14 protein-coding genes are annotated in these 18776 nt (G+C 73.0%); 9 read left to right on the top strand and 5 right to left on the bottom strand.

Annotated features, from left to right (window positions below):
• Positions 1-72: 72 nt before the first annotated feature.
• Together BFF78_RS38155 and BFF78_RS44150 are read right to left on the bottom strand one after the other, a co-directional pair.
• Entirely contained in the window at positions 73-2445 is a 2373-nt protein-coding gene (locus BFF78_RS38155; protein WP_069782617.1) for a SpoIIE family protein phosphatase, read from the bottom strand.
• A 165-nt stretch (positions 2446-2610) separates the two neighbouring features.
• A complete protein-coding gene (locus BFF78_RS44150; protein WP_227026032.1) occupies positions 2611-2775 on the bottom strand; it encodes an aromatic-ring hydroxylase C-terminal domain-containing protein in 165 nt (54 codons plus the stop codon).
• 317 nt (positions 2776-3092) lie between these two features.
• Here BFF78_RS44150 and BFF78_RS38160 point away from each other — a divergent pair, with 317 nt between their 5' ends.
• The 4 genes from BFF78_RS38160 to fxsT all read left to right on the top strand — a co-directional run bounded on the left by BFF78_RS38160 (position 3093) and on the right by fxsT (position 11529).
• The gene (locus BFF78_RS38160) at positions 3093-4076 is read left to right on the top strand and encodes an effector-associated domain 2-containing protein (RefSeq protein WP_159033132.1); all 984 of its coding nucleotides are present in this window, start codon (positions 3093-3095) and stop codon (positions 4074-4076) included.
• Positions 4073-5650: a VMAP-C domain-containing protein gene (locus tag BFF78_RS38165; protein ID WP_069782619.1), complete on the top strand. Its 1578-nt coding sequence runs from the start codon at positions 4073-4075 to the stop codon at positions 5648-5650. The genes BFF78_RS38160 and BFF78_RS38165 overlap by 4 nt, the downstream gene beginning before the upstream one ends.
• A 99-nt stretch (positions 5651-5749) precedes the next feature.
• Positions 5750-6928, top strand: coding sequence for an AAA family ATPase (locus tag BFF78_RS38170; protein WP_069782620.1), 1179 nt, complete (start codon positions 5750-5752; stop codon positions 6926-6928).
• Positions 6925-11529 (top strand): FxSxx-COOH system tetratricopeptide repeat protein, encoded by a 4605-nt coding sequence (gene fxsT, locus BFF78_RS38175; RefSeq protein ID WP_069782621.1) that lies wholly within the window; start codon positions 6925-6927, stop codon positions 11527-11529. The genes BFF78_RS38170 and fxsT overlap by 4 nt, the downstream gene beginning before the upstream one ends.
• A 13-nt stretch (positions 11530-11542) precedes the next feature.
• On the opposite strand, the gene BFF78_RS38180 is transcribed toward fxsT, so the two are convergent.
• Together BFF78_RS38180 and BFF78_RS38185 are read right to left on the bottom strand one after the other, a co-directional pair.
• On the bottom strand, positions 11543-13435 hold the full coding sequence (locus tag BFF78_RS38180; RefSeq protein WP_069782622.1) for an HEXXH motif domain-containing protein: 1893 nt from the start codon (positions 13433-13435) through the stop codon (positions 11543-11545).
• A complete protein-coding gene (locus BFF78_RS38185) occupies positions 13432-13650 on the bottom strand; it encodes a hypothetical protein (protein ID WP_069782623.1) in 219 nt (72 codons plus the stop codon). Before BFF78_RS38185 ends, BFF78_RS38180 begins: the two co-directional genes overlap by 4 nt.
• Positions 13651-13804: 154 nt before the next feature.
• On the opposite strand from BFF78_RS38185, the gene BFF78_RS38190 reads away from it, so the two are divergent.
• From BFF78_RS38190 to BFF78_RS38200, 3 genes are all read left to right on the top strand, one after another.
• Positions 13805-14137: a CU044_2847 family protein gene (locus BFF78_RS38190; RefSeq protein ID WP_069782624.1), complete on the top strand. Its 333-nt coding sequence runs from the start codon at positions 13805-13807 to the stop codon at positions 14135-14137.
• 262 nt (positions 14138-14399) lie between these two features.
• Positions 14400-15041 (top strand): phosphoribosyltransferase, encoded by a 642-nt coding sequence (locus BFF78_RS38195; protein WP_069782625.1) that lies wholly within the window; start codon positions 14400-14402, stop codon positions 15039-15041.
• Positions 15042-15075: 34 nt separating this feature from the next.
• Positions 15076-16488 carry an RtcB family protein gene (locus BFF78_RS38200; protein ID WP_069782626.1) on the top strand — a complete coding sequence of 471 codons (1413 nt, stop codon included), beginning with the start codon at positions 15076-15078 and terminating at the stop codon, positions 16486-16488.
• Positions 16489-16537: 49 nt separating this feature from the next.
• Here BFF78_RS38200 and BFF78_RS38205 read toward each other — a convergent pair whose 3' ends face one another.
• Positions 16538-16996 carry an archease gene (locus BFF78_RS38205; RefSeq protein WP_069782627.1) on the bottom strand — a complete coding sequence of 153 codons (459 nt, stop codon included), beginning with the start codon at positions 16994-16996 and terminating at the stop codon, positions 16538-16540.
• A 224-nt stretch (positions 16997-17220) separates the two neighbouring features.
• On the opposite strand from BFF78_RS38205, the gene BFF78_RS38210 reads away from it, so the two are divergent.
• Entirely contained in the window at positions 17221-17646 is a 426-nt protein-coding gene (locus BFF78_RS38210) for a CBS domain-containing protein (RefSeq protein ID WP_069782628.1), read from the top strand.
• Positions 17647-17684: 38 nt separating this feature from the next.
• Positions 17685-18695, top strand: a complete 1011-nt coding sequence (locus BFF78_RS38215) for a hydroxyacid dehydrogenase (protein ID WP_069782629.1) — start codon at positions 17685-17687, stop codon at positions 18693-18695.
• Positions 18696-18776 lie beyond the last annotated feature (81 nt).

Consider the following 18776-nt stretch of genomic DNA (forward strand, 5'->3'; position numbering starts at 1 on the left):
AGCGGTGCCCGGGCGTGAACCTGAGACATCCGAGGGTGCACCCGCGACAACCGGCCCGATGGTGCCGGCCTCCTAGGGGATGGCCAGCTCGGCCCAGATCGTCTTCCCGGAGGACGTGTAGCGCGTGCCCCAGCGCTGGGACACCTGGGCGACGAGGAACAGGCCGCGGCCTCCCTCGTCGTCCCGACGTGCTCGACGCAGGTGAGGTGCGGTGTGTGCGTTGTCGGAGACCTCGCACAGCAGGGAGCGGTCCTTGATCAGTCTCAGCATGACGGGCCCGGTGGCGTACCGCATGCCGTTGGTGACCAGCTCGCTCACCACGAGTTCGGCGCTGAACGCCAGTTCGGACAGGCCCCAGGTCTCCAGCTGGCGCTCGGTGACCGTGCGAGCCTGAGCCACCATTGCCGGGTCGGGCGGCAGTTCCAGGTCCGCCACCTGGTCGGCGTCAAGCCGCCGGGTGCGGATGAGGAGCAGCGTGGCATCGTCCGCCTGCGGTCCGGGCGGCAGGGCCGACAGCGCCCGGTCGCACAGTTCCTCCAGTGGGCATCGCTGCCAGGTGAGCACATGGGACAGGCGGTCGATTCCACTGTCGATGTCGGTGCGCCGGTCCTCCACGACGCCGTCGGTGAAGAACGCCACCACGCTGCCGCTGGACAGGTTCAGCTCCACGTTCTCGTAGGGCAGGCCGCCCAGCCCCAGGGGCGGGCCCGGCGGCAGCGCGGACAAGGCCACCGAGCCGCTCGCATCGGCCACGATCGGCGGGGGATGGCCCGCGCTCGCCCAGGCGCACCGGCCGCTGACCGGGTCGTAGATCGCGTACAGGCAGGTCACCCCCAGCGCCTCGTCGCTCAGCCCGTCATGCGCGTGGGGTGCGGAGTCCTGCGCGACCAGGCCGTCCAGCCGGGTGAGCAGCTCGGCCGGGTCCAGGTCCAGCAGGGCCAGGGTCCGCACCGTGGCGCGCAGCCGGCCCATGGTCGCGGCCGCGTGCATGCCGTGGCCCACCACGTCGCCGACCGTCAGGCCCACCCTGGCACCGGACAGCGGGATCAGATCGAACCAGTCGCCGCCCACGCCCACGCGGCTGTCGGCAGGCAGGTAGCGGTACGCCACATCGACCGCGCTCTGCTCGGGCAGGTGCTGTGGCAGCAGGCTGCGCTGCAGTACCAGGGCCGCCGCATGCTGGCTGGTGTAACGGCGGGCGTTGTCGATGCCGACGGCGGCCCGCTCGGCCAGTTCCACGGCGAGCGTCTGCTCCTCGGGCCCGAAGGGGTCGGGGTTGCCGCTGCGCCGGAAGGTGGCCAGGCCCAGGACCGCATCGCGGGTGAGCAGCGGGACGAAGAGGCAGGAGTGCGGGACGGCCGGGCCCGTCTCGGCCGGTGTCCGGGGCGGGGAGGCGTCGACGACGGGGCGGTTGGTGGCCAGGCTCATGGCCTGCGGTGACGTGGGCGGGTAGGAGACGGGAGTGGTCCGGAACTCCTCCGGGGTCCTGCCGTGCATCCGCAGCAGACTGTGCCCCGGCGCCGAGCCCGTCGGCGGCTGCCGCCCCTCGATGACCGCCGGCGGCAGGTCGACCAGCACTTCATCGGCCAGCTGCGGCACCGCCACGTCGGCAAGCTCCGCGGCCGTACGACGCACGTCCAGCGAGGCACCGATGCGCTTTCCGGCCCGCACGAGCAGTGAGAGGCGTTCCTGGGCGCGGTAGCGCTCGGTGATGTCCAGGGACTCCTCGAACAGGCCCAGCGGTTCGCCGCGGGCGTCCACCATCCGGTGGTACGAGCAGGACCATACGTGCTCGCGCACCGGGTCGGCGGGGGCGCGCCCGCGATAGTGCATGCCCATGATCGGGTCCCCCGTCGTGAGCACCTGCTCCATGATCTGGTCTTCGTCCGGGGGGTGGTGGCGGGAGATGAATTCGCCTTCGGGAAAGAGATCCGCGGCCGGCCGGCCGATGTACTGGGCGATCCCCGCGAGCTCCAGATCGGTGGAGACGTTCCCCCAGACGACACGCATGTCGGTGTCGAAGATCGTCAGGCCCACGGTGGACTCGGTCGCCATTCCCTGCAGCAGCGCCAGCTGCGCTTCCCAGCCGCGCAGGGCTTCCAGGTCGGCGGCGACCACGACGGTCGCGGCGACGCCCCGGTGCGCGAGCGGGCTGAACGTGACGGCCGCCCTCAGGGTACGGCCGTCCCGGCAGCAGAGGTCCAGGACCGTGCTGCGGGGCTTGTGCGCCGCGCAGAGGGCGGACAGCCGCTGCCCGGGGGCCGCCGCCAGCAGCTCGGCGGCCGGCCGGCCGAGCACGTCCTCGGGTGCATGCCCGAGCAGGTGCTGGGCCGAGGGTCCCCACCCGGAAATGCGGCCGTCGTCGTCCAGCACTGCGGCGGCGGCCCTGGAGAGGTCCAAGGGACTGTGGAAATCAACATTGGCCGCCTTCGGAAAACGATCCATGGCACCGCTTCCCTTCGTGCTCCCTCAGCATCCCGTGCCGCACGACGGACGACAACCGCACGCGGGATCGCCAGGCGCTCACACAGGGCGACCGCCGAGCGGCTCGGGGACCGGTGGGGGCGGCCGACGATGACGCCGAGCGCCGTGGCCGCCTTCCTCGCCGGTCTACCGGGCCGGGCCGAACCAGGTGGTCAGGGCCGTCCGGAGTGCGGAGATGTCGGGTGTGCCGCCGGGGGCGGCCGCCCAGGCGACATGGCCGTCGGGGCGGATGAGGAGCGCGAGTTTTCCGTTGCCGTGCAATGGATCCGACGCGGCGCGACCGCTGCGCATCCCGTCGCCACGCCGTCCAACTGCCTCGTCCTGCTTGCGGTTACGGCCGCCGACGTGGCTTCGCCCGCCCTGAGGCGCTGTCCGGAGGGCTCCTCCGGGCGCCCGGGCGCTCACCGATGGTTCATGCGTGCCCGTTCCGGCAAAGCTCCGGGATACGCACAGCCCGTGCGCCAGGCGCATGCGCTTCGTACGCTGGTTCATTCGTGGAGCCGTCCGTGGACGGCTGCGTGCGGGGGAAGGGACATGAGGTGGACAACGGGGATACGGCGGAAGCGTCGGCCTTAGGGAGGGTGCGCGTCCTGTCACCGCGAGGAGGCGTGCACGGCGCCGGCATTCTGGTGCGTCCGGGCGTGGTACTGACCTGCGCACACGTCGTGGTGTCGGCCGCCGGCCCGCGTGGCGGCCGTTCGGAGGCCGTCTCCGGGCACTCCGTCCTGGTCGATGTGCCGGGTCGTCCGGACGTCGCGGCCGGGGAGGCCACCGTAGCACCGGACGGCTGGTATCCGGGCCCGCTCGCCGGCGGGCCCGGGGGTGACCTCGCCGTGCTGCGCACGGCATGGTCGCCTCCCGACGGTACGGCCGTGGCGAGACTCGGCCGGTGCGGGGAACCGGACCGGCGCGAAGTCGCCGCGTACGGCCACCCCGCGGGGGCTCCCGACGGGCTGTGGTCCCGGGCCCGGCTCGTCGGTCGCGGTGGTCCGTACCGGGACTGGATCCAGTTGGAGGGGCTCGGCTCGGCAGGGGCGCCCGTCGGCCGCGGATTCAGCGGCGCCGGCGTATGGGACCCGGCGGCCCGAAGAGTCATCGGCATGGTCACGGCCGCGTACACCGACCAACAGGCCAAAGTGGCCTGGATGCTTCCCCTGGAGGCCGCGGCACACATGTGGCCGGATCTGGCCCCGGCGCTCGCGGGCCCGGAGCCGGAAACCGCGACGGTGCCGAAAAGCGCGGCAGGGGAAGCCTCATCGCCGCCCCCGCCCGACTCGTGGCCCGAACCGCCGTCCGACAAGGACCAGTTCGCCCTCGCCGACGCCCTCCTCGCCGTGCCCCAGATCGAGGACGACGGCGCCGCCACACTGCGCGGTCTGCTGCCGTCCCGCATCCGGCACACCGTCCGGACCCATTCCCGGCCGCGGCTGCAGCTCTTCTTCCTCGTCCAGGCATGCGCCCAGCACCCGCATGGCAGGCAGGCCCTGATCGACGCCCTGCGCATGCTCGACGACGGCTCGCGCCCCGCCCGGACCGCCCTCGAACTCCTCGACAGGCTCTGGCCGGCCGCCCCGGGAGGCGGGTCGTCGTGACGTACTCGCCAGACTCCTGGGGGCCGCCCAAAATCCTGCTCGACGCGCTGGACGCCGTCCCGTGCTTCGAGGAGCCCGCACTGCTGCACGAATGCGCGCGCCAGGTCGGCCGGGCGCTGCAGATCAGGATCACGCTGCCGGAAACCAGCCGCCGGCGTTTCGCGTTGCTGTCCCTGCTGCGCGCCGTGCTGCCGTATCCGGACGGCCTCCAGGTGCTCGGCGGGGTCGTGTCGATGCTGGAGGGAGAAACCCGCGACATGGCCCGCCTGCGCACCGCCATCGCCCTTGCCGAGGTACCGCTCTTTCCGGCCAGGACCTGGGAACGGCTGATGACCCTGCTGGGCGGCCTGGAGGTGCTCGACATCGCGGGCGCCTACCGCGAGGCACTCGACCGCCCCGATCCGCTGCCCGCGCACTGTGCCGAACCGTGGTCGGCGGTGCTGCACGCCGCGACCCTCAACGCCCGCCCCGGCGAGCCGCTGCCCTGCGTCCTGCTGATCGAGCACCTCGCACGGTATGCGAAGGGGCGGCAGCAGCAGGAGCTGCTCGCATGGGTGGGGGAGCACCGCGGGTGCCCCCAGGCGTATCCGCTCGGCGCGACCGCCGACGGCGGCGCGGTCGCCGCCCTGCCCGCCGCCGCGGGAGCGGAGACCGGCCCCGCGCCCGGCCGTCCCCCGCGTGCCTTCGGCCACGAGCGGCCTCCGGCGCCGCCGGTGCCCCTGCCGGGGATCGACCGGGAAGGCGTCTGGGCGCCCTCCACGTGGCTGCTGATCCGGTTGCGCCCCCTGTTCTACTCCGAGCACGAGGGCCTGCGGCAGCTCACCTACTGGTGCCAGAACGGCAGCAGCCCGGACCCCTACCCGGTGAAGGGCGGGGATCTGGAGGTCGACGTGGGCGAACTGCCCGAGCGGGTGAAGTCGCTGGTGCAGGAGGCCGAGACCGGGTGGGCCTACCTGTGCAAGGAAGATCTCGCCCTGGAGTTCGTACTGCCGCGGGATCTGATGGATCTACCGGTGGAAATCTGGGCGAAGGAGGGGTTCGGGAACGCGGATGCCACCCTCGGGAAGGACCACCCGGTGGTGCTGCGCAGCCTCGAACGAGTGGAGGGCAGAGCCACCCATGGGCGCTGGGCCAAGCGCTGGGACGCGCTGAAGCCCGGTTGCCGGGGACCGGTCCACTGGTTCCCCGGCGAACATCCCGACCGTCTGCTCTCGGAACCGCACCCGGTCATGGTCGTGCTGAGCGCGCCGCCCGGCAACCAGGAGCATGTGGCCGTCGGGGGCGACGAGCTCGATGCGTCGCTCCGGGCCGGAGTACCGATCGTGGTGTGGGATCGCCGTGGGGGAGTGGATCCAGTGTTTCGTAACGAATTGCTGGAACTGGTCTCGAGCAAGGGCATACACCGGTTACCTGACGAAGTCAGGTCGTTGCGCATAGCTGCTGGGGGCGGGGATCCTGCTGGGGGTGGCTCCTCTACGCTCGGTCGCCACGCGGCATTGCTCTGGGACGACCCCGACCGCCTTCCCGGCGGGCGGGGAGAGGCGGCGGATTCCTCCGCGCAGCGGGAAGGGTAGGACGAGATGCTTCCAGGGGACGGTGCGTCCGGGGGGACGCGTCCGGCCGGAGAATCGTACTCGGGCGGCCCCTCGGCCGCTCCGGACACGGGCGGTGCCATGGCGGCCGGGGTGCCGAACGGCTCCGCCGGGGCCGGTACCGGCCCCGCAGGACGGGGCGCCTCGGACCACCGCTGGTGGATCTACCGCGGTACGGGGCAACCCCTGTACGACGCCGGCCTCGCCGACCTGCTGCCGCCTCCGCCGCCCTGGCGCCGCTTCGGCGGTGGTCCCGTCGTGGCCCCGCCCCCCTCGGACGACGAGGAGATCGAGCGCCGGCTGGGGCGGATCGGCGTCACTTCCGCCGGCTCCGATCAGCTCAGGCACGAGGCCGACATGGTGAACGCGGCCCTTCTGCTGCGCCGGCCGCTGCTGGTCACGGGGCGCCCCGGGACCGGCAAGTCGTCCCTCGCCTACCGCATCAGCCGCGAGCTGAAGCTGGGCCGCGTGCTCCGCTGGCACATCACCAGCCGCACCACCCTCCGCGGCGGGCTGTACGAGTACGACGCGATCGGGCGGGTCCAGGACTCGGCGGCGTTACGCACGCTGCGTCCGGCGGACGGGAGCGACGGCCCCACCCCCGGCGACGCCGGCCGCGCGGCGGGTGAGGAACAGCTTCCCGGAATCGGCGACTACCTCCAACTCGGCCCGCTGGGCACGGCGTTGCTGCCCTACGAACTGCCCAGAGTGCTGCTGGTCGACGAACTGGACAAGAGCGACCAGGACCTGGCGAACGACCTGCTCAGCGTCTTCGAGGAAGGTCAGTTCCCCATCGCCGAGCTGGTCAGGGCCCGGCGGCTGCACCCCAGGGTGACCGTCATGACAGACGACCCGGGCCGGAGCGCCGAGATCGTCGACGGCATCGTCAAGTGCCGGGCCTTCCCCATCGTGGTGATCACCTCCAACGGAGAGCGTGAATTTCCGCCGGCCTTCCTGCGCCGCTGCCTGCGACTGCGGATGCCGGACCCCGACCGGCCGCTCCTTGTGGACATGGTCATGGCCCACCTGCGGGAGACTGCGGACGGACACTCCGGCTCGGCACGGGCCGACAACCTCATCGACCGGTTCCTGCGCAACAGCCGGGAACGGGGCGGCCTCGCGGTGGACCAACTGCTCAACGCGGTGTTCCTGGCGACCTCGGGACGTTTCCCCGGCGACGACGAGGAGGCGCTGGAGAACCTGGTGGACGCGTTGTGGCACCGGCTCGACGGGGCGGGGACGGAATCGAGGACCGGATGACCGCGGAGTCACCCGTACCCCCTCCTGCGGCCGACCGGCCCGAGGGAGGGCACGGCGGTGCCCCGGCCCACGACCAGCCGACCTGGACGGAGTTGGCGGACGCGCTGTATCTGGCGGCATGCCAGGATGCCGCCGTACCGCTGTTCGACATCCCGGGGCTGCAAGCCCGCGCGCGTGCCGAACGGCCCCGGCAGACCAGACGGCGCCCCGCCGAGCGGACGCCACCCGAGGGACAGGACGTCGGCCGCTCGGACGTCCCGGACGTCCCTCCGGCGGCCCCGGACGTGCAGGCGGCCGAGATCCTCCCCGTGCTCGGCCCCCTCGCGCCCCCGAACCCGGACCGGCCGCGTCCCCCGGGCCCGCCCGGCCCCGCTGGGACGGCGGACCCGGAGCAGGCCGGCTGGCCGGCGTCGCCCCGGCTGGCCGACGCCCTCGCGCTCGGCCGGTCGTTGCGCCCGCTGCGCCTGTTCGGTGACTCGCCCCACGAGGTGGAGCTGGACGAGGAGGCGACCGCCGAGCAGACGGCGGCGTCCGGGGTGTGGTCACCGGTGTGCCGCTCGCTGCCCGAACGCCGGCTGGACCTGCTGCTGCTGGTGGACGAGAGCCCGTCGATGGCCCTGTGGTCGCAGACGACACGCCAGGTCGCCGAACTGCTGGAGCAGACAGCCGCGTTCCGTACGGTACGGCTGGTGCGCTGGGACCTGGACGACGACACCTCGGCGGGCATCCGGGCCGCCGAGATCCGTTCGAGCGACCGGCAACTGCTGCTCGCGGTCACGGACGGCGGCCACGGCGCCTGGCGCACGGGCCGGGCGGCCGCGGTCCTGCACCGGCTGGGCCGGAGCTCACCGGTCGCGGTACTGAGCCTGCTCCCGCAGCAGTTGTGGGCCCTCACCCTGCCCACGGTGGCCCGCACGCGGTTACGGGCGTCGTCCCCCGCCGCGCCCAACCGTGCCTACGACGTCGACGGCAAGCACCCGCAGGCCGACCCCCTGGGCCTGCAGCCACAGGCCGCTGCCGAGCCGGGCCGGGACCACGCGTTCCCGGTGCCCGTCGTCGAACTCCGGCCGACCTCGCTGCGCCGCTGGGCCCGCCTGGTGGCCGCGGCGGGCGGCGGCGAGTGGCACGCCCTGGCGGCCCTGTGGACCGCCCCGGGCCGGGACCTGCGCTCGGCGGCGGTCGGTCCGGTCGCCGAGGAGCTGGCCGACCTGGTGGCCGATCCGGCGGGCGCCGAAGCGGACGGCACAGGCCCGGCCGAGCCGTCCGCGGTGCAGCGGGCGAAACACGCCGCCGCCATGGTGCGCCGCTTCAGGGCCACCGCCTCGCCGGCCGCCTACGCCCTCGCCCAGCGGCTCGCCGCGGCCCCGCTCAACCTCCCCGTCATGCGGTTGCTTCAACAGGCCCTGCCCAAGTCGCAGTTGTGGAACCTCGCCGAGATCCTGCTGCTGGGCCTCGTGCGCCGCACCGACGACGCGGCCGACGCCGAGGACGCGCACCGCGTGTCCTTCGACTTCCAGGAGGGCGTACGGGAGGAACTCCTCGCCCTCGGCTCCCGGGCCGAGACCATCCGCGCACTGCGCCAGGTCCAGCGTCATCTCGGGCCACGGCTGGAGGCGCTGTGGGGCGAGGGTGCGGGCGCGCTCGTCGCGCCGGAAGGCGATGTCGCGGACCCGCCGCTGACGGAACAGACACGCCCCTTCGTGGCCCATCTGTACACGGCGCTGTGTGCGGTGTCGGGCCCCTACCTCGCGCGCGCCAACCATCTGGGACGGCTGCTCCAGCCCACCGGCTCCCGGCCGGTCAGGCAGCTGGCCGCCGCCGGCGGCGGCGGGACACCCGCGCCGGGACACAGTCGGCCATCAGGGTACTCATCCGCTGAAATGCCGTCAAAGTTGAATATCGCGCCCGCGGACGCGCTAGATTACGGGCCGCGAACACAACGGACCCCGGAAGGGGCGGCCCCCGCGCGCCCCGCGGCTTCACCCACGGCCCCGCCATCCGCCGTCGCTTCACCCACCCCGACCGCCCCCTCTCCCGCGCCTGCGCCTGCGCGTCCACGACAAGGAGGCACCCCCGTGTCTGCCGGTCTGCCCGTTGCTTCGGGTCCGCGAAGCCCGCACGACCCGCCCCGCATCTGGGGGAACGTCCCGCAACGGAACCGGAACTTCACGGGACGGGAATCGCTGCTCGAACGACTCCAGGAACGGCTCGGCAGCGGCGTCACCGCGGTCCTGCCGGAGGCCCTGCACGGCATGGGCGGGGTGGGCAAGTCCCAGATCGCCGTCGAGTACGTCTACCGGCACAGCCGTGAGTACCGCCTCATCTGGTGGATCCCGTCCGAACAGGAGAGCCAGATCGTCCAGTCGCTGATCGAGCTCGGCGACCAGATGGGCCTCCAGGCGGGCTCCGAGATGAGCGCCGTACCGGCCGTGCTGGACGCCCTGCGGCGGGGCGAACCGTACAGCGACTGGCTGCTGGTGTTCGACAACGCGGAAATCCCCCGGGACGTGCGCAAGTACTTCCCCAGTGACGGACCAGGACGCATCGTCGTGACCTCACGCAACTCTCAGTGGTCCAACGACGTCAGCTCGCTCGAGGTGGACGTCTTCGCCCGTGAGGAGAGCGTCGCCCTGCTGCGCCGCCGCAGCCCGCACCTCCCGGACGACGCCGTGGACCACCTCGCCGCCGCGCTCGGTGACCTGCCCCTGGCGGTCGAACAGGCCGCGGTCTGGCTGGCCGAGACGGGCATGCCGGTGCAGCAGTACCTCGAGGTGTACGAGCGCAACTTCTCGGAACTCATGCAGACCGACCCGCCCGGCGACTACAACCACTCGGTGGCCGCCGCCTGGAACGTCTCGCTCGGCAGACTGCGGGAGACCCGCCCGGACGCGCTCCAACTGCTCCAGGTCTGCGCGTTCTTCGCCCCCGAGCCCATCGAATGGGACCTGTTCTCCGCGGTGCGCGGCATCTCGGTGCCCCAGGAACTGCAGTCCGCACTGGACGATCCGGTCAGGCTCGGCCGCGCGGTACGCGAGATCGGCCGTTACGCCCTGGCCCGCATCGACCACCGCCAGAACACGGTGCAGATGCACCGATTGGTGCAGCGCGTCCTGATCGAGCAGATGAACCCGCAGGAACAGGCGACGATGCGGCACGCCGCGCATCAGCTGCTGTCCCACGCCGATCCGCGCAACCCGCGGCGGGCCATGTACTGGCAGCGCTACTCCTCCCTGCTGAGCCATCTGCGGGCCTCCAACGCGGTGGAGTGCGAGGACCCCTGGGTCCGCCGTCTCGTCCTGAACCAGGTGCAGTTCCTCCGCGCCCGGGGCCAGCACGCCGAAGCCCTGGAGCTGGGAGAGCGCGCCGCGCGGATCTGGCGTGAGCACCTGGGCGAGGACCACGAGGAGGTCCTCGCCGTCGACCAGCAGATCGCCGCGGGGCTGCGCGAGCAGGGCGTCGATCTCCAGCGCGCCTATGCCATGCAGTCCGGGCTCGTGGAGCGCTTCCGCAGGGTCCTGGGTGAGGCACATGAGGACACGCTGCGGGCCCAGAGCTACATGGCCATCGACCACCGCAACCGAGGGTACTTCGAACCGGCCCGGGAGATGGACCAGCGGGTCTACGAGACCAGCCTGCGGGAGTTCGGCAGGGACGACCCGGCCACCCTCCTCGCCGCGCACAACTACTCCGTGAGTCTGCGGCTGGCAGGTGCCACGGAGACGGCCCGGGAACTCGACTACGACACCTGGCAGCGCCGCATCGAGGTGCTGGGCGAGGACAACCTCTCCACGCTGGCGACACGCGAGGCCTACCAGCTCGACCTCCAGGAGGTCGGCCGCTACGAGGAAGCACTCGACGGCTATGAGCAACTGGCCGAGGAGGTCACCGACAGGCTCGGCGAGCAGCACCCCTTCGTGGCGCTGGTCAACCGCAACCGCTGTGTGGCCCGCCGCAAGATGGGCGACCACGAAGGCGCCTACGCGCTCTCGCGCAGGCACATCGAGGTCGTCGCCGGCATCTTCGGCAAGGACAGCCGGACGTATCTGCTGATGGCGGTCAGCCACGCCAACGACCTGCGGCAGATCGGCAAACTCCAGGATTCCCGCGCGCTGAGCGAGCAGGTGCTGGAGCAGCACCGCACCAGGTACGGCCGGGAACACCCGCACAGCTACGCCATCGCCATGAACCTCGCGGTGACCCTGCGCCTGCTGGGACAACCCGAGGCAGCGCTCGAACTGGACCAGGAATCGGTCGAAGGCCTGACCCGCTCGCTCGGCGCGGCACACCCCCGCACGCTGCTCGCCCGGATGAACCTGGCCAGTGACCAGTTCGCCCTCGGCCGTCCCGAGGAAGCCCTCGCCCTCGACGAGGCCGTGGCCGAGGAGTCGGAGCGGCTGCGGGAGAACCACCCCGCGAACCTGGCCGTCCGGCTCAATCTGAGCTACGACCTGAAGGCGCTGCGCAGGACCGAGGAGAGCGAGCGCCTGTATGCCGAGGCCCTGGAGCGGTACCGGACGATCCTGGGCCCCTCGCACCCGGCGACACTCGACGCGGAGAAGGGACTGCGAGCCAATGCCGACATCGACCTGCTGACGCTCTAGCTGAACTGTGCCGTCAACGCGGGTGCGGATCGGCCGCGTCCAGCCAGGCGGCGAGGTCGAGCGGGGCGGGGAATCCGCCTCCCGCGGCTGCCACGGCCCGGCGGACGCCGGCCACCACCTCGGGCCGGTCGAGCAGCAGGGCGGCGCCCGCTCCCCGGGCGTGCTCGGGAAGCGCCAGCACGGCGCCGATCCACGCCTCGGGCTCCTGCGGGTCCGCCGCGGTCCACTTCGCGTAGCCGAGCGCGGCCTGTTCGGCGTCTCCCGCGACCGCGGCGTACCCGGCGCGCAGCGCCGGATCGCCCTGCTTCTCCTCCCGCAGGCGCCGGCGGGCGAAGGCGGCCGGCGACGACAGATGGAAACGGGCCAGCGGGCCGAAGGCGTCGAGGCGGATCAGATCGGGCCGCGGCCGCACAGCCGAGGGAGGCAGGGCGGAAGCCGCATGCCCGGCCACCCAGGCCGCGGCAAGCCGCTGCGCCGCGCCCGGGGGGATCTCCAGATGCCGCCCCCGCCACAGGGCCCGCCGTAACGCGCAGTAGTGCCGGGCCAGGGCGCGAGGTCCCGCCGCCACGTCGTCCTCCCGCCACGTCGCCACCAGGCCCGCTATCTCGTCGGCGAACAGGCGCCCCGCCTCGGTCAGGGCATCGTCGGTCACCAGCACGGCGACCGCCTCCTGTACCTGCTCGCGCAGGACGGCGAACTCGAAGTCCGCGCGCTGCCTCTCCGTGCCCGTGACATGCCCGCGGTGGGTCCGCCAGAACCGGCCGACCCCCGCGAACGCGAACACACCGTGGAGGAGACCGCGCACGGGCCGGGGGTCACTGCGCCAGGGCGCGTAATAGAGGCGCCGGTCCACCGTCCCGCCGGGCTCGTCCCCGGCGCCCTGGACCAGCTCCACCAGGCTGAGCAGCGCGTTGAGCTGCTGGTGGCGCGTTTCATGGACGAGGACCGCCGCCGTCTGGGTCTCGTCGTACGGCAGGGACAGCGTGACCGCGCCGAAGGCGTCCAGGGAGGAGGCGCTGGCGACCGGACCGCCCTCCGCCGTCCGGAGCGAGAGCGACCGCGGCACTACCGCCCGTACGAGCGTCCTCAGCGCGGCGGCATCCGCCGGGGACTCCCGCTCCAACAGGGCGTGGGCACCGGCAAGCCGGCTCTCCCACAGACGTAATCGGCCCTCGCCCGTCCGGCCGGGAGCACTCGGGTAGCGCACGAAGTCCCGGTAGGGGCTCACGGTGTCCAGCCACGGCCCCGCGCCGGCCGCCTCCTGCGCGGCGGGCGTGAGGCCGCGCACCGCCCGCAGCGGACGCCACCCGGGCGCCCCCTCAGGCAGCGAGCGGGACAGCGGCACCTGCCCGCCTTCCCCGTGTACGGCCGCGCCCTCCCCGTCGACCCGGACTACCGCCTCGCTCCAGCGGCGGCGCGCCACCGGACCCGCCATCCCCGCCCCGGGCAGCCACACCATGCCGCGGTGGGCGGGCACGCGCAGCACACAGGGCACCCCGGCGCGCCATGCCGCCGACGCGGCCAACGCGTGGAACTGACCGAGCTCCGCCCACAGCGGAGCCGCCGACGGTGTCCCGGAAGCGGATCCGACCAGGCGCCTGAGCAGACGCAGGGCCCAGGCCATGACGGTCGGATCGGCGAGCACGGTCTCCACCGCCTCGGGCGCCCGGTCCTCGGCCGCGCACAGCAGCCGCCAGGCGCTCCGTACCGACGTGATGCCGCCGGGATGCCGGGTGCGCCGGGCCGCGTCGTCGACGTGGTCCAGCAGGGCGCGCAGCACCAGCAGGAGCTGACTGCGCTGAGCGGAACGCAGCAGACGGAGATCGCCCTCGCTCGCGTCGCCCACCGCCATGGCCCGCAGCGACTCCCGCGACACCCGGTGGACGTCCAGGGGCCGATCGGTCACAGTCCGCACTGATCCGGACGCCGACCGCGTACGAATCTCATCTCGTCGCTGTTGTCGCTGTCGCCCGCCAGCGTCCCGAAGGCCGCCACCGCCTTGCCGTCCACCACACTCAACGCGCGTCGCAGCGCGGGATCGTCACTCGAGTACAGCTCCGCCAAAGAGATCCCGGACAGATCGAGCAGATCGGAACAGAAGTCCTTCGCAGACTCTGCCATACCGTGGTTCCCCCTGACGTGGTGGTTCGGCGGCTCGGGGTGCGCTTCCATGGTGGCTGCAATGGCTCTCCAGTGGAAGACGGCCGCAGGTCATAGAGCGTGGGGCCGCCCGGGCCCCACGCGGCATCGGAACCGGCATCAGGAGGGGGACGAGATGACGCAGTTGCTGCGATTCCCGGCGGAGGACGGCGAGGGGTTCCTGGTCGTGGAGGTGGCGGAGGACGAACCGGGGGTCGTGGAGGTCTCGCGGCTGGGGAACGCCGTGGCCGATGCCACCGCCTCCTTCGAGGAGGGCGTCGACCGCATCCGGAACGCGGCCGCGTCCGCTCTCCGGCGGCTGCGGGACATGCCCAGCCGGCCGAGCGAGGTCAGCCTGGAGTTCGGCATGCGGCTGAACGCCGAACTCGGTGCCGTCATCGCCAAGTCGCAGGGCGAGGCACACCTGAAGGTGACGATGACGTGGCGCGCGGACAGCGCCGGCGAGTGAGCGCAGTGCCCGTACGACCGGGCGGGCACGATCCGTGAGCACACGAGCCGTGCCCACCTTCGGGGCCTGGACCAGGCAGAACCACCCGATGACCGTACCGACTGGTTGTCCCGTGTGGTGACGGCCCCGACCGGGTACTCGGCCGGCACAGCGGAGGGAGGTGCTGTCCTGCCCGTCCGGGACCGAGACGGTCCCGGTCACCGGTCCGGCTGCTGGAGCGCCAGCGCCGGCACGGCGGCGGAGTGGAAGGAGTCGACTGGGCATGCGGTTCCGTGATCGTGTGCATGCCGGGCACGAGCTGGCCGAACGGCTGCGCATCCGGCAGGAGGCGGGCACCCTGACGCACCCGGTCGTGCTGGCCCTGCCGCGCGGCGGGGTGACGGTCGCCCGCGAGGTGGCGCGGGCGCTGGAGGCGCCCCTCGACGTGCTGGTCGTGCGCAAGATCGGCGCGCCCTTCCAGGAGGAGCTGGGCGTCGGGGCGCTCGCCGGTGACGACCCGCCGCTGTTCGACGAGCACGCCCTGGACCAGCTCGGACTGAGCGAGACGGCCCTGGCCGACACGGTGGAGCGGGAGCGGGCGGAGCTGCACCGCCGGGAGGAGCTGTACCGGCGGGGCCGTCCGGCCCCCGAGCTGCGGGACCGTACGGTGATCCTGGTCGACGACGGGCTGGCCACCGGGGCGACCGCACGTGCCGCGCTGCGGCAGCTGCGCCGGCAGTCGCCGGAACGGCTGGTGCTGGCGGTGCCGGTGTGCTCCCCCCACGCGGCCGACCTGCTGCGGGGTGAGGCCGACGAGATCGTCTGCCTGCACCGGCCGGCCGTCTTCCTGGCCGTCGGCGAGTGGTACGACGACTTCGAGCAGGTGACGGACGACGAGGTGCTCGCCGCGCTGCACGGGCAGTGATCCCCGGGTGCCCCGAGCTGGCGCGGAGGTCGCGATGGAGTTGGTCGAGGAACGTTCCTTCCGCTACCGCATCGAGCCGCGGGCGGACATGCGGGTACCCGGTGTCGTGTTCGCCACCAGGGAGCTGCTCGCCGACGCCGAGCAGTCCCTGGAGCAGGTCGTGCACGTGGCCACGCTGCCCGGGATCGTCGCCGCCTCGTACGCGATGCCGGACATCCACTGGGGGTACGGCTTTCCCATCGGCGGTGTCGCGGCCACCGACGTGGACGCCGGCGGGGTCATCTCGCCGGGCGGTGTCGGCTTCGACATCTCCTGCGGGGTGCGGCTGCTGGCCGCCGACTGCGACGGCGACACGTTCCGGCCCGCGCTGACCGCGGTGATGGACGGCCTGGACCGGGCGATCCCACGGGGAGCCGGTCCCGGCGGTGTCTGGCGGCCGGACGGCCCGGGCGAGCTGGAGCGGCTGCTGGCCGGCGGCTCCCGCTACGCCGTGGAACAGGGCCACGGGGAGGAACGCGATCTGCTGCGCTGCGAGGACGGCGGCGCGGTCGCCGACGCGGATGTGACGCAGGTCGGGCAGCGGGCCCGGGAGCGGGGCCTCGGCCAGGTCGGCAGCCTGGGCTCCGCCAACCACTTCCTGGAGGTGCAGCAGGTCGCCGAGGTGTACGACGGACCGGCCGCGGCCGCCTTCGGGATCGGGCCGGGCCAGGTGTGCGTGATGATCCACTGCGGGTCGCGTGGGCTCGGGCACCAGATCTGCACCGACCATGTGCGGCTCATGGACCGCGCCATGGCCCGCTACGGCATCACCGTGCCCGACCGGCAGCTGGCCTGCACCCCGGTCGACTCCCCCGAGGGCCGGGCGTACCTCGGGGCGATGGCCGCGGCGGCCAACTACGGCCGGGCGAACCGGCAATTGCTGTCCGACGCGGCGCGTGGCGTCTTCCGGCGCGCCGCCGGTGCCCGGCTGTCACTGGTGTACGACGTCTCCCACAACCTCGCCAAGATCGAGACCCACCCGGTGGACGGCGAGCGGCGGCGGCTGTGCGTGCACCGCAAGGGCGCCACCCGCGCCTTCCCGCCCGGACATCCCGAACTGCCCGAGGACATCGCCGAGTTCGGGCAGCCGGTGCTGATCCCCGGCACCCTCGGGACGGCGTCCTATGTGCTGGCCGGCGTGTCCGGGGGCGACGCGTTCCACTCCACCTGCCATGGTGCCGGCCGCACCATGAGCCGACATCAGGCGGCCCGCAGCATCACCGGCAGTGAGCTGCGGGCCCGGCTGCGCCACGCCGGCATCGCCGCACGGCCGAAGTCCTGGCGCGGCCTCACGGAGGAGACTCCGGAGGCCTACAAGGACGTGGACGCCGTGGTCGCCGCGAGCGAGGGTGCGGGGCTGTGCCGGAAGGTCGCCCGGCTGGTGCCGCTCGGAGTGGTGAAGGGGTGAGGCGTCGGCGGCCTGCGGCCTTCCGCGTGGCGCGGGAGTCCGGGTGCGGTCACACGTCCACGATGACCGTGCAGGACCATCCGTACGGGTCCGGGCCGAAGCGCAGTTCCTGCCAGGAGACACCCTTGGGCGCGGCACCGACGACGGTGACGTCCGTGAGCCCGGCGAGGGACAGCCGTGCCTCCAGCGCGTCGTCGTCGGTGGGTTCCACTTCCGTGTCGACCGGGATCAGCCCCGCGACCTCGAGCCGGAAGACGACCTCGTCCAGCAGCGCGACCAGCAGGTCCTCGTCGGCGCCGGGAGCGATACGGACCCGTTCCACGGTGGTGGGGTGTACGTCCGACACGTCCGCGAAGGCCTCCACCAGCGCGCTCACGGCCTCCGCGAGGCAGCGCTCGCGGGTGGTGCCCCAGGCCTGCAGGCGCATGTCGGCGGTGTGCGGTATCAGGCAGTGGCCGTTCTCGCCCTCGCGCCGCGCGCGTAGTTCGTCGCCGATGTCACCGACCATGGTTCGATTGTCGCTCGCCGGGCCCGCCGGCGCTCGCGTCGGCGCGGCTCGCACCGCTCGGCCACGGCCCGTACCACCAGGTCACGATGGGTGACCAGGCCGGGCGCAACGTCCGATGGCCCCGGAGTGCCGACGCGCAGGGCGGACCGGTTTGCCCCAGCCGTCCTGGGCTACGCGGCGGGCGAGGCCGTACCGCCTCATCATCCGGATTCAGGAGGTGCCCGATGACCCGGCGGATACGTGACGTGATGTCGCCCGGCGCGGTGGCGGTGGAGCCGATGACCACGGTGGAACGGGCGGCGTTGCTCATGCGTGAGCACGACATCGGTGATGTGCTGGTCGCCTACGACTGCGATCTGTTCGGTGTGCTCACCGACCGTGACATCGTGGTGCGGACCCTCGCGGAGGGACTGGACCCGCACACCACCACGGTCGGCAAGGTGTGCAGCCGGCCGCCGGTGCTGACGCTGACACCCGAGGACACCACGGACCGCGCGGTCGAGCTGATGCGCCACCACGGCCTGCGCCGGCTGCCCGTCGTGGAACACGGCGGCTGTCCGGTCGGGTTCGTCAGCCTCGGTGACCTGGCGGTTGTGGAGGACCCGCACTCGGCGCTGGCGGACATCAGCAGGGCGCAACCCAACCACTGAACCGTATGTCTCCATGGACCGAAAGAGGACCGCACCAGATGACAGCCCGACCCGATCGTCCCGGTCTGCCCCAGGCGGTGTGCGTCATGGACCCCGCCATTGCCGATCAGGTGCTCCCCGCGGAGCTGCGTGAACGGCTCGCCGCGCTGGTCCGGCTCGCCCCCGACGTGCCGGACGGACGAGCGGGGTTCCCCGCCGCGCTCGCCGAGGCGGAGATCCTGATCAGCGGCTGGGGCTGCCCCCGGCTCACCGCCGACGCCCTGGCCGGCGCACCCCGCCTGCGCGCGGTCATGCACGCCGCCGGCAGCGTCAAGTCGCTGGTGAGTGACGCGGTGTGGGAACGGGGCATCGTCGTGTCGTCGGCGGCCGACGCCAACGCGGGTTCCGTCGTCGCCTACACGCTGGCCCTCATCACGCTCGCCGCGCGGCGCACGCTGAGCATGGCGGCCCGCTACGGTGACGGCTGGCCGGGCTTCGGCAGCCGTTCGGGCGCCGACGGCAGCACGGTGGGCATCGTCGGCGCCTCCCGCATCGGCCGCGGTGTGCTGGCCGGGCTACGGCGGTCCGGCGCGGGCCACCGGCTGCTGCTGAGCGACCCGTACGTGACGGACGAGGAGGCACGCCGGCTGGGCGCCGAGCGGGTCGAACCGGCCGAGCTGTGCCGCCGGTCGGCGGTGGTGAGCGTGCACGCGCCCCTGCTGCCGGAGACGACCGGGCTGCTCGACGCCGGCATGCTGAGACTCATCCCGGATGGCGGCGTGCTCATCAATACGGCCCGGGGTGCCATCGTCGACACGGAGGCGCTGACCCGGGAGTGCGCGTCCGGCCGGCTGGAGGCGTACCTCGATGTGACGGACCCCGAACCCCTGCCGTCCGGCCACCCCTTGCTGTCCCTGCCGAACGTGCTGGTCACCCCGCACATCGCCGGCGCACAGGGCAGTGAGGTGCGGCGGCTCGGACAGTACGCGGTCGCGGAGGTCGAGCGGTGGCTGGCGGGCGAGCCACTGCTCGGCGAGGTCACCCACCAGGCCCTGTCACACCTGGCGTGACGGCCGCCGTAGGTGGCGTACGTGCTGCGCGGCGTCTCCGGCAACGCGGGTGAGGCCGGCGGGCTCGCCGCGGACGCGCGT

This window comes from Streptomyces fodineus (genome assembly GCF_001735805.1).
Classification (GTDB): Bacteria; Actinomycetota; Actinomycetes; order Streptomycetales; family Streptomycetaceae; genus Streptomyces; species Streptomyces fodineus.

Excerpts from the sequence above, each read along its gene's own strand:
- BFF78_RS38185 (WP_069782623.1), bottom strand. The coding sequence starts at position 13,650 with ATGGCAGAGTCTGCGAAGGACTTCTGTTCCGATCTGCTCGATCTGTCC.
- BFF78_RS38190 (WP_069782624.1), top strand. The coding sequence starts at position 13,805 with ATGACGCAGTTGCTGCGATTCCCGGCGGAGGACGGCGAGGGGTTCCTG.
- fxsT (WP_069782621.1), top strand. The coding sequence starts at position 6,925 with ATGACCGCGGAGTCACCCGTACCCCCTCCTGCGGCCGACCGGCCCGAG.
- BFF78_RS38170 (WP_069782620.1), top strand. The coding sequence starts at position 5,750 with ATGGCGGCCGGGGTGCCGAACGGCTCCGCCGGGGCCGGTACCGGCCCC.
- BFF78_RS38215 (WP_069782629.1), top strand. The coding sequence starts at position 17,685 with ATGACAGCCCGACCCGATCGTCCCGGTCTGCCCCAGGCGGTGTGCGTC.
- BFF78_RS38205 (WP_069782627.1), bottom strand. The coding sequence starts at position 16,996 with ATGGTCGGTGACATCGGCGACGAACTACGCGCGCGGCGCGAGGGCGAG.
- BFF78_RS38200 (WP_069782626.1), top strand. The coding sequence starts at position 15,076 with ATGGAGTTGGTCGAGGAACGTTCCTTCCGCTACCGCATCGAGCCGCGG.
- BFF78_RS38155 (WP_069782617.1), bottom strand. The coding sequence starts at position 2,445 with ATGGATCGTTTTCCGAAGGCGGCCAATGTTGATTTCCACAGTCCCTTG.
- BFF78_RS44150 (WP_227026032.1), bottom strand. The coding sequence starts at position 2,775 with ATGCGCAGCGGTCGCGCCGCGTCGGATCCATTGCACGGCAACGGAAAA.
- BFF78_RS38195 (WP_069782625.1), top strand. The coding sequence starts at position 14,400 with ATGCGGTTCCGTGATCGTGTGCATGCCGGGCACGAGCTGGCCGAACGG.
- BFF78_RS38210 (WP_069782628.1), top strand. The coding sequence starts at position 17,221 with ATGACCCGGCGGATACGTGACGTGATGTCGCCCGGCGCGGTGGCGGTG.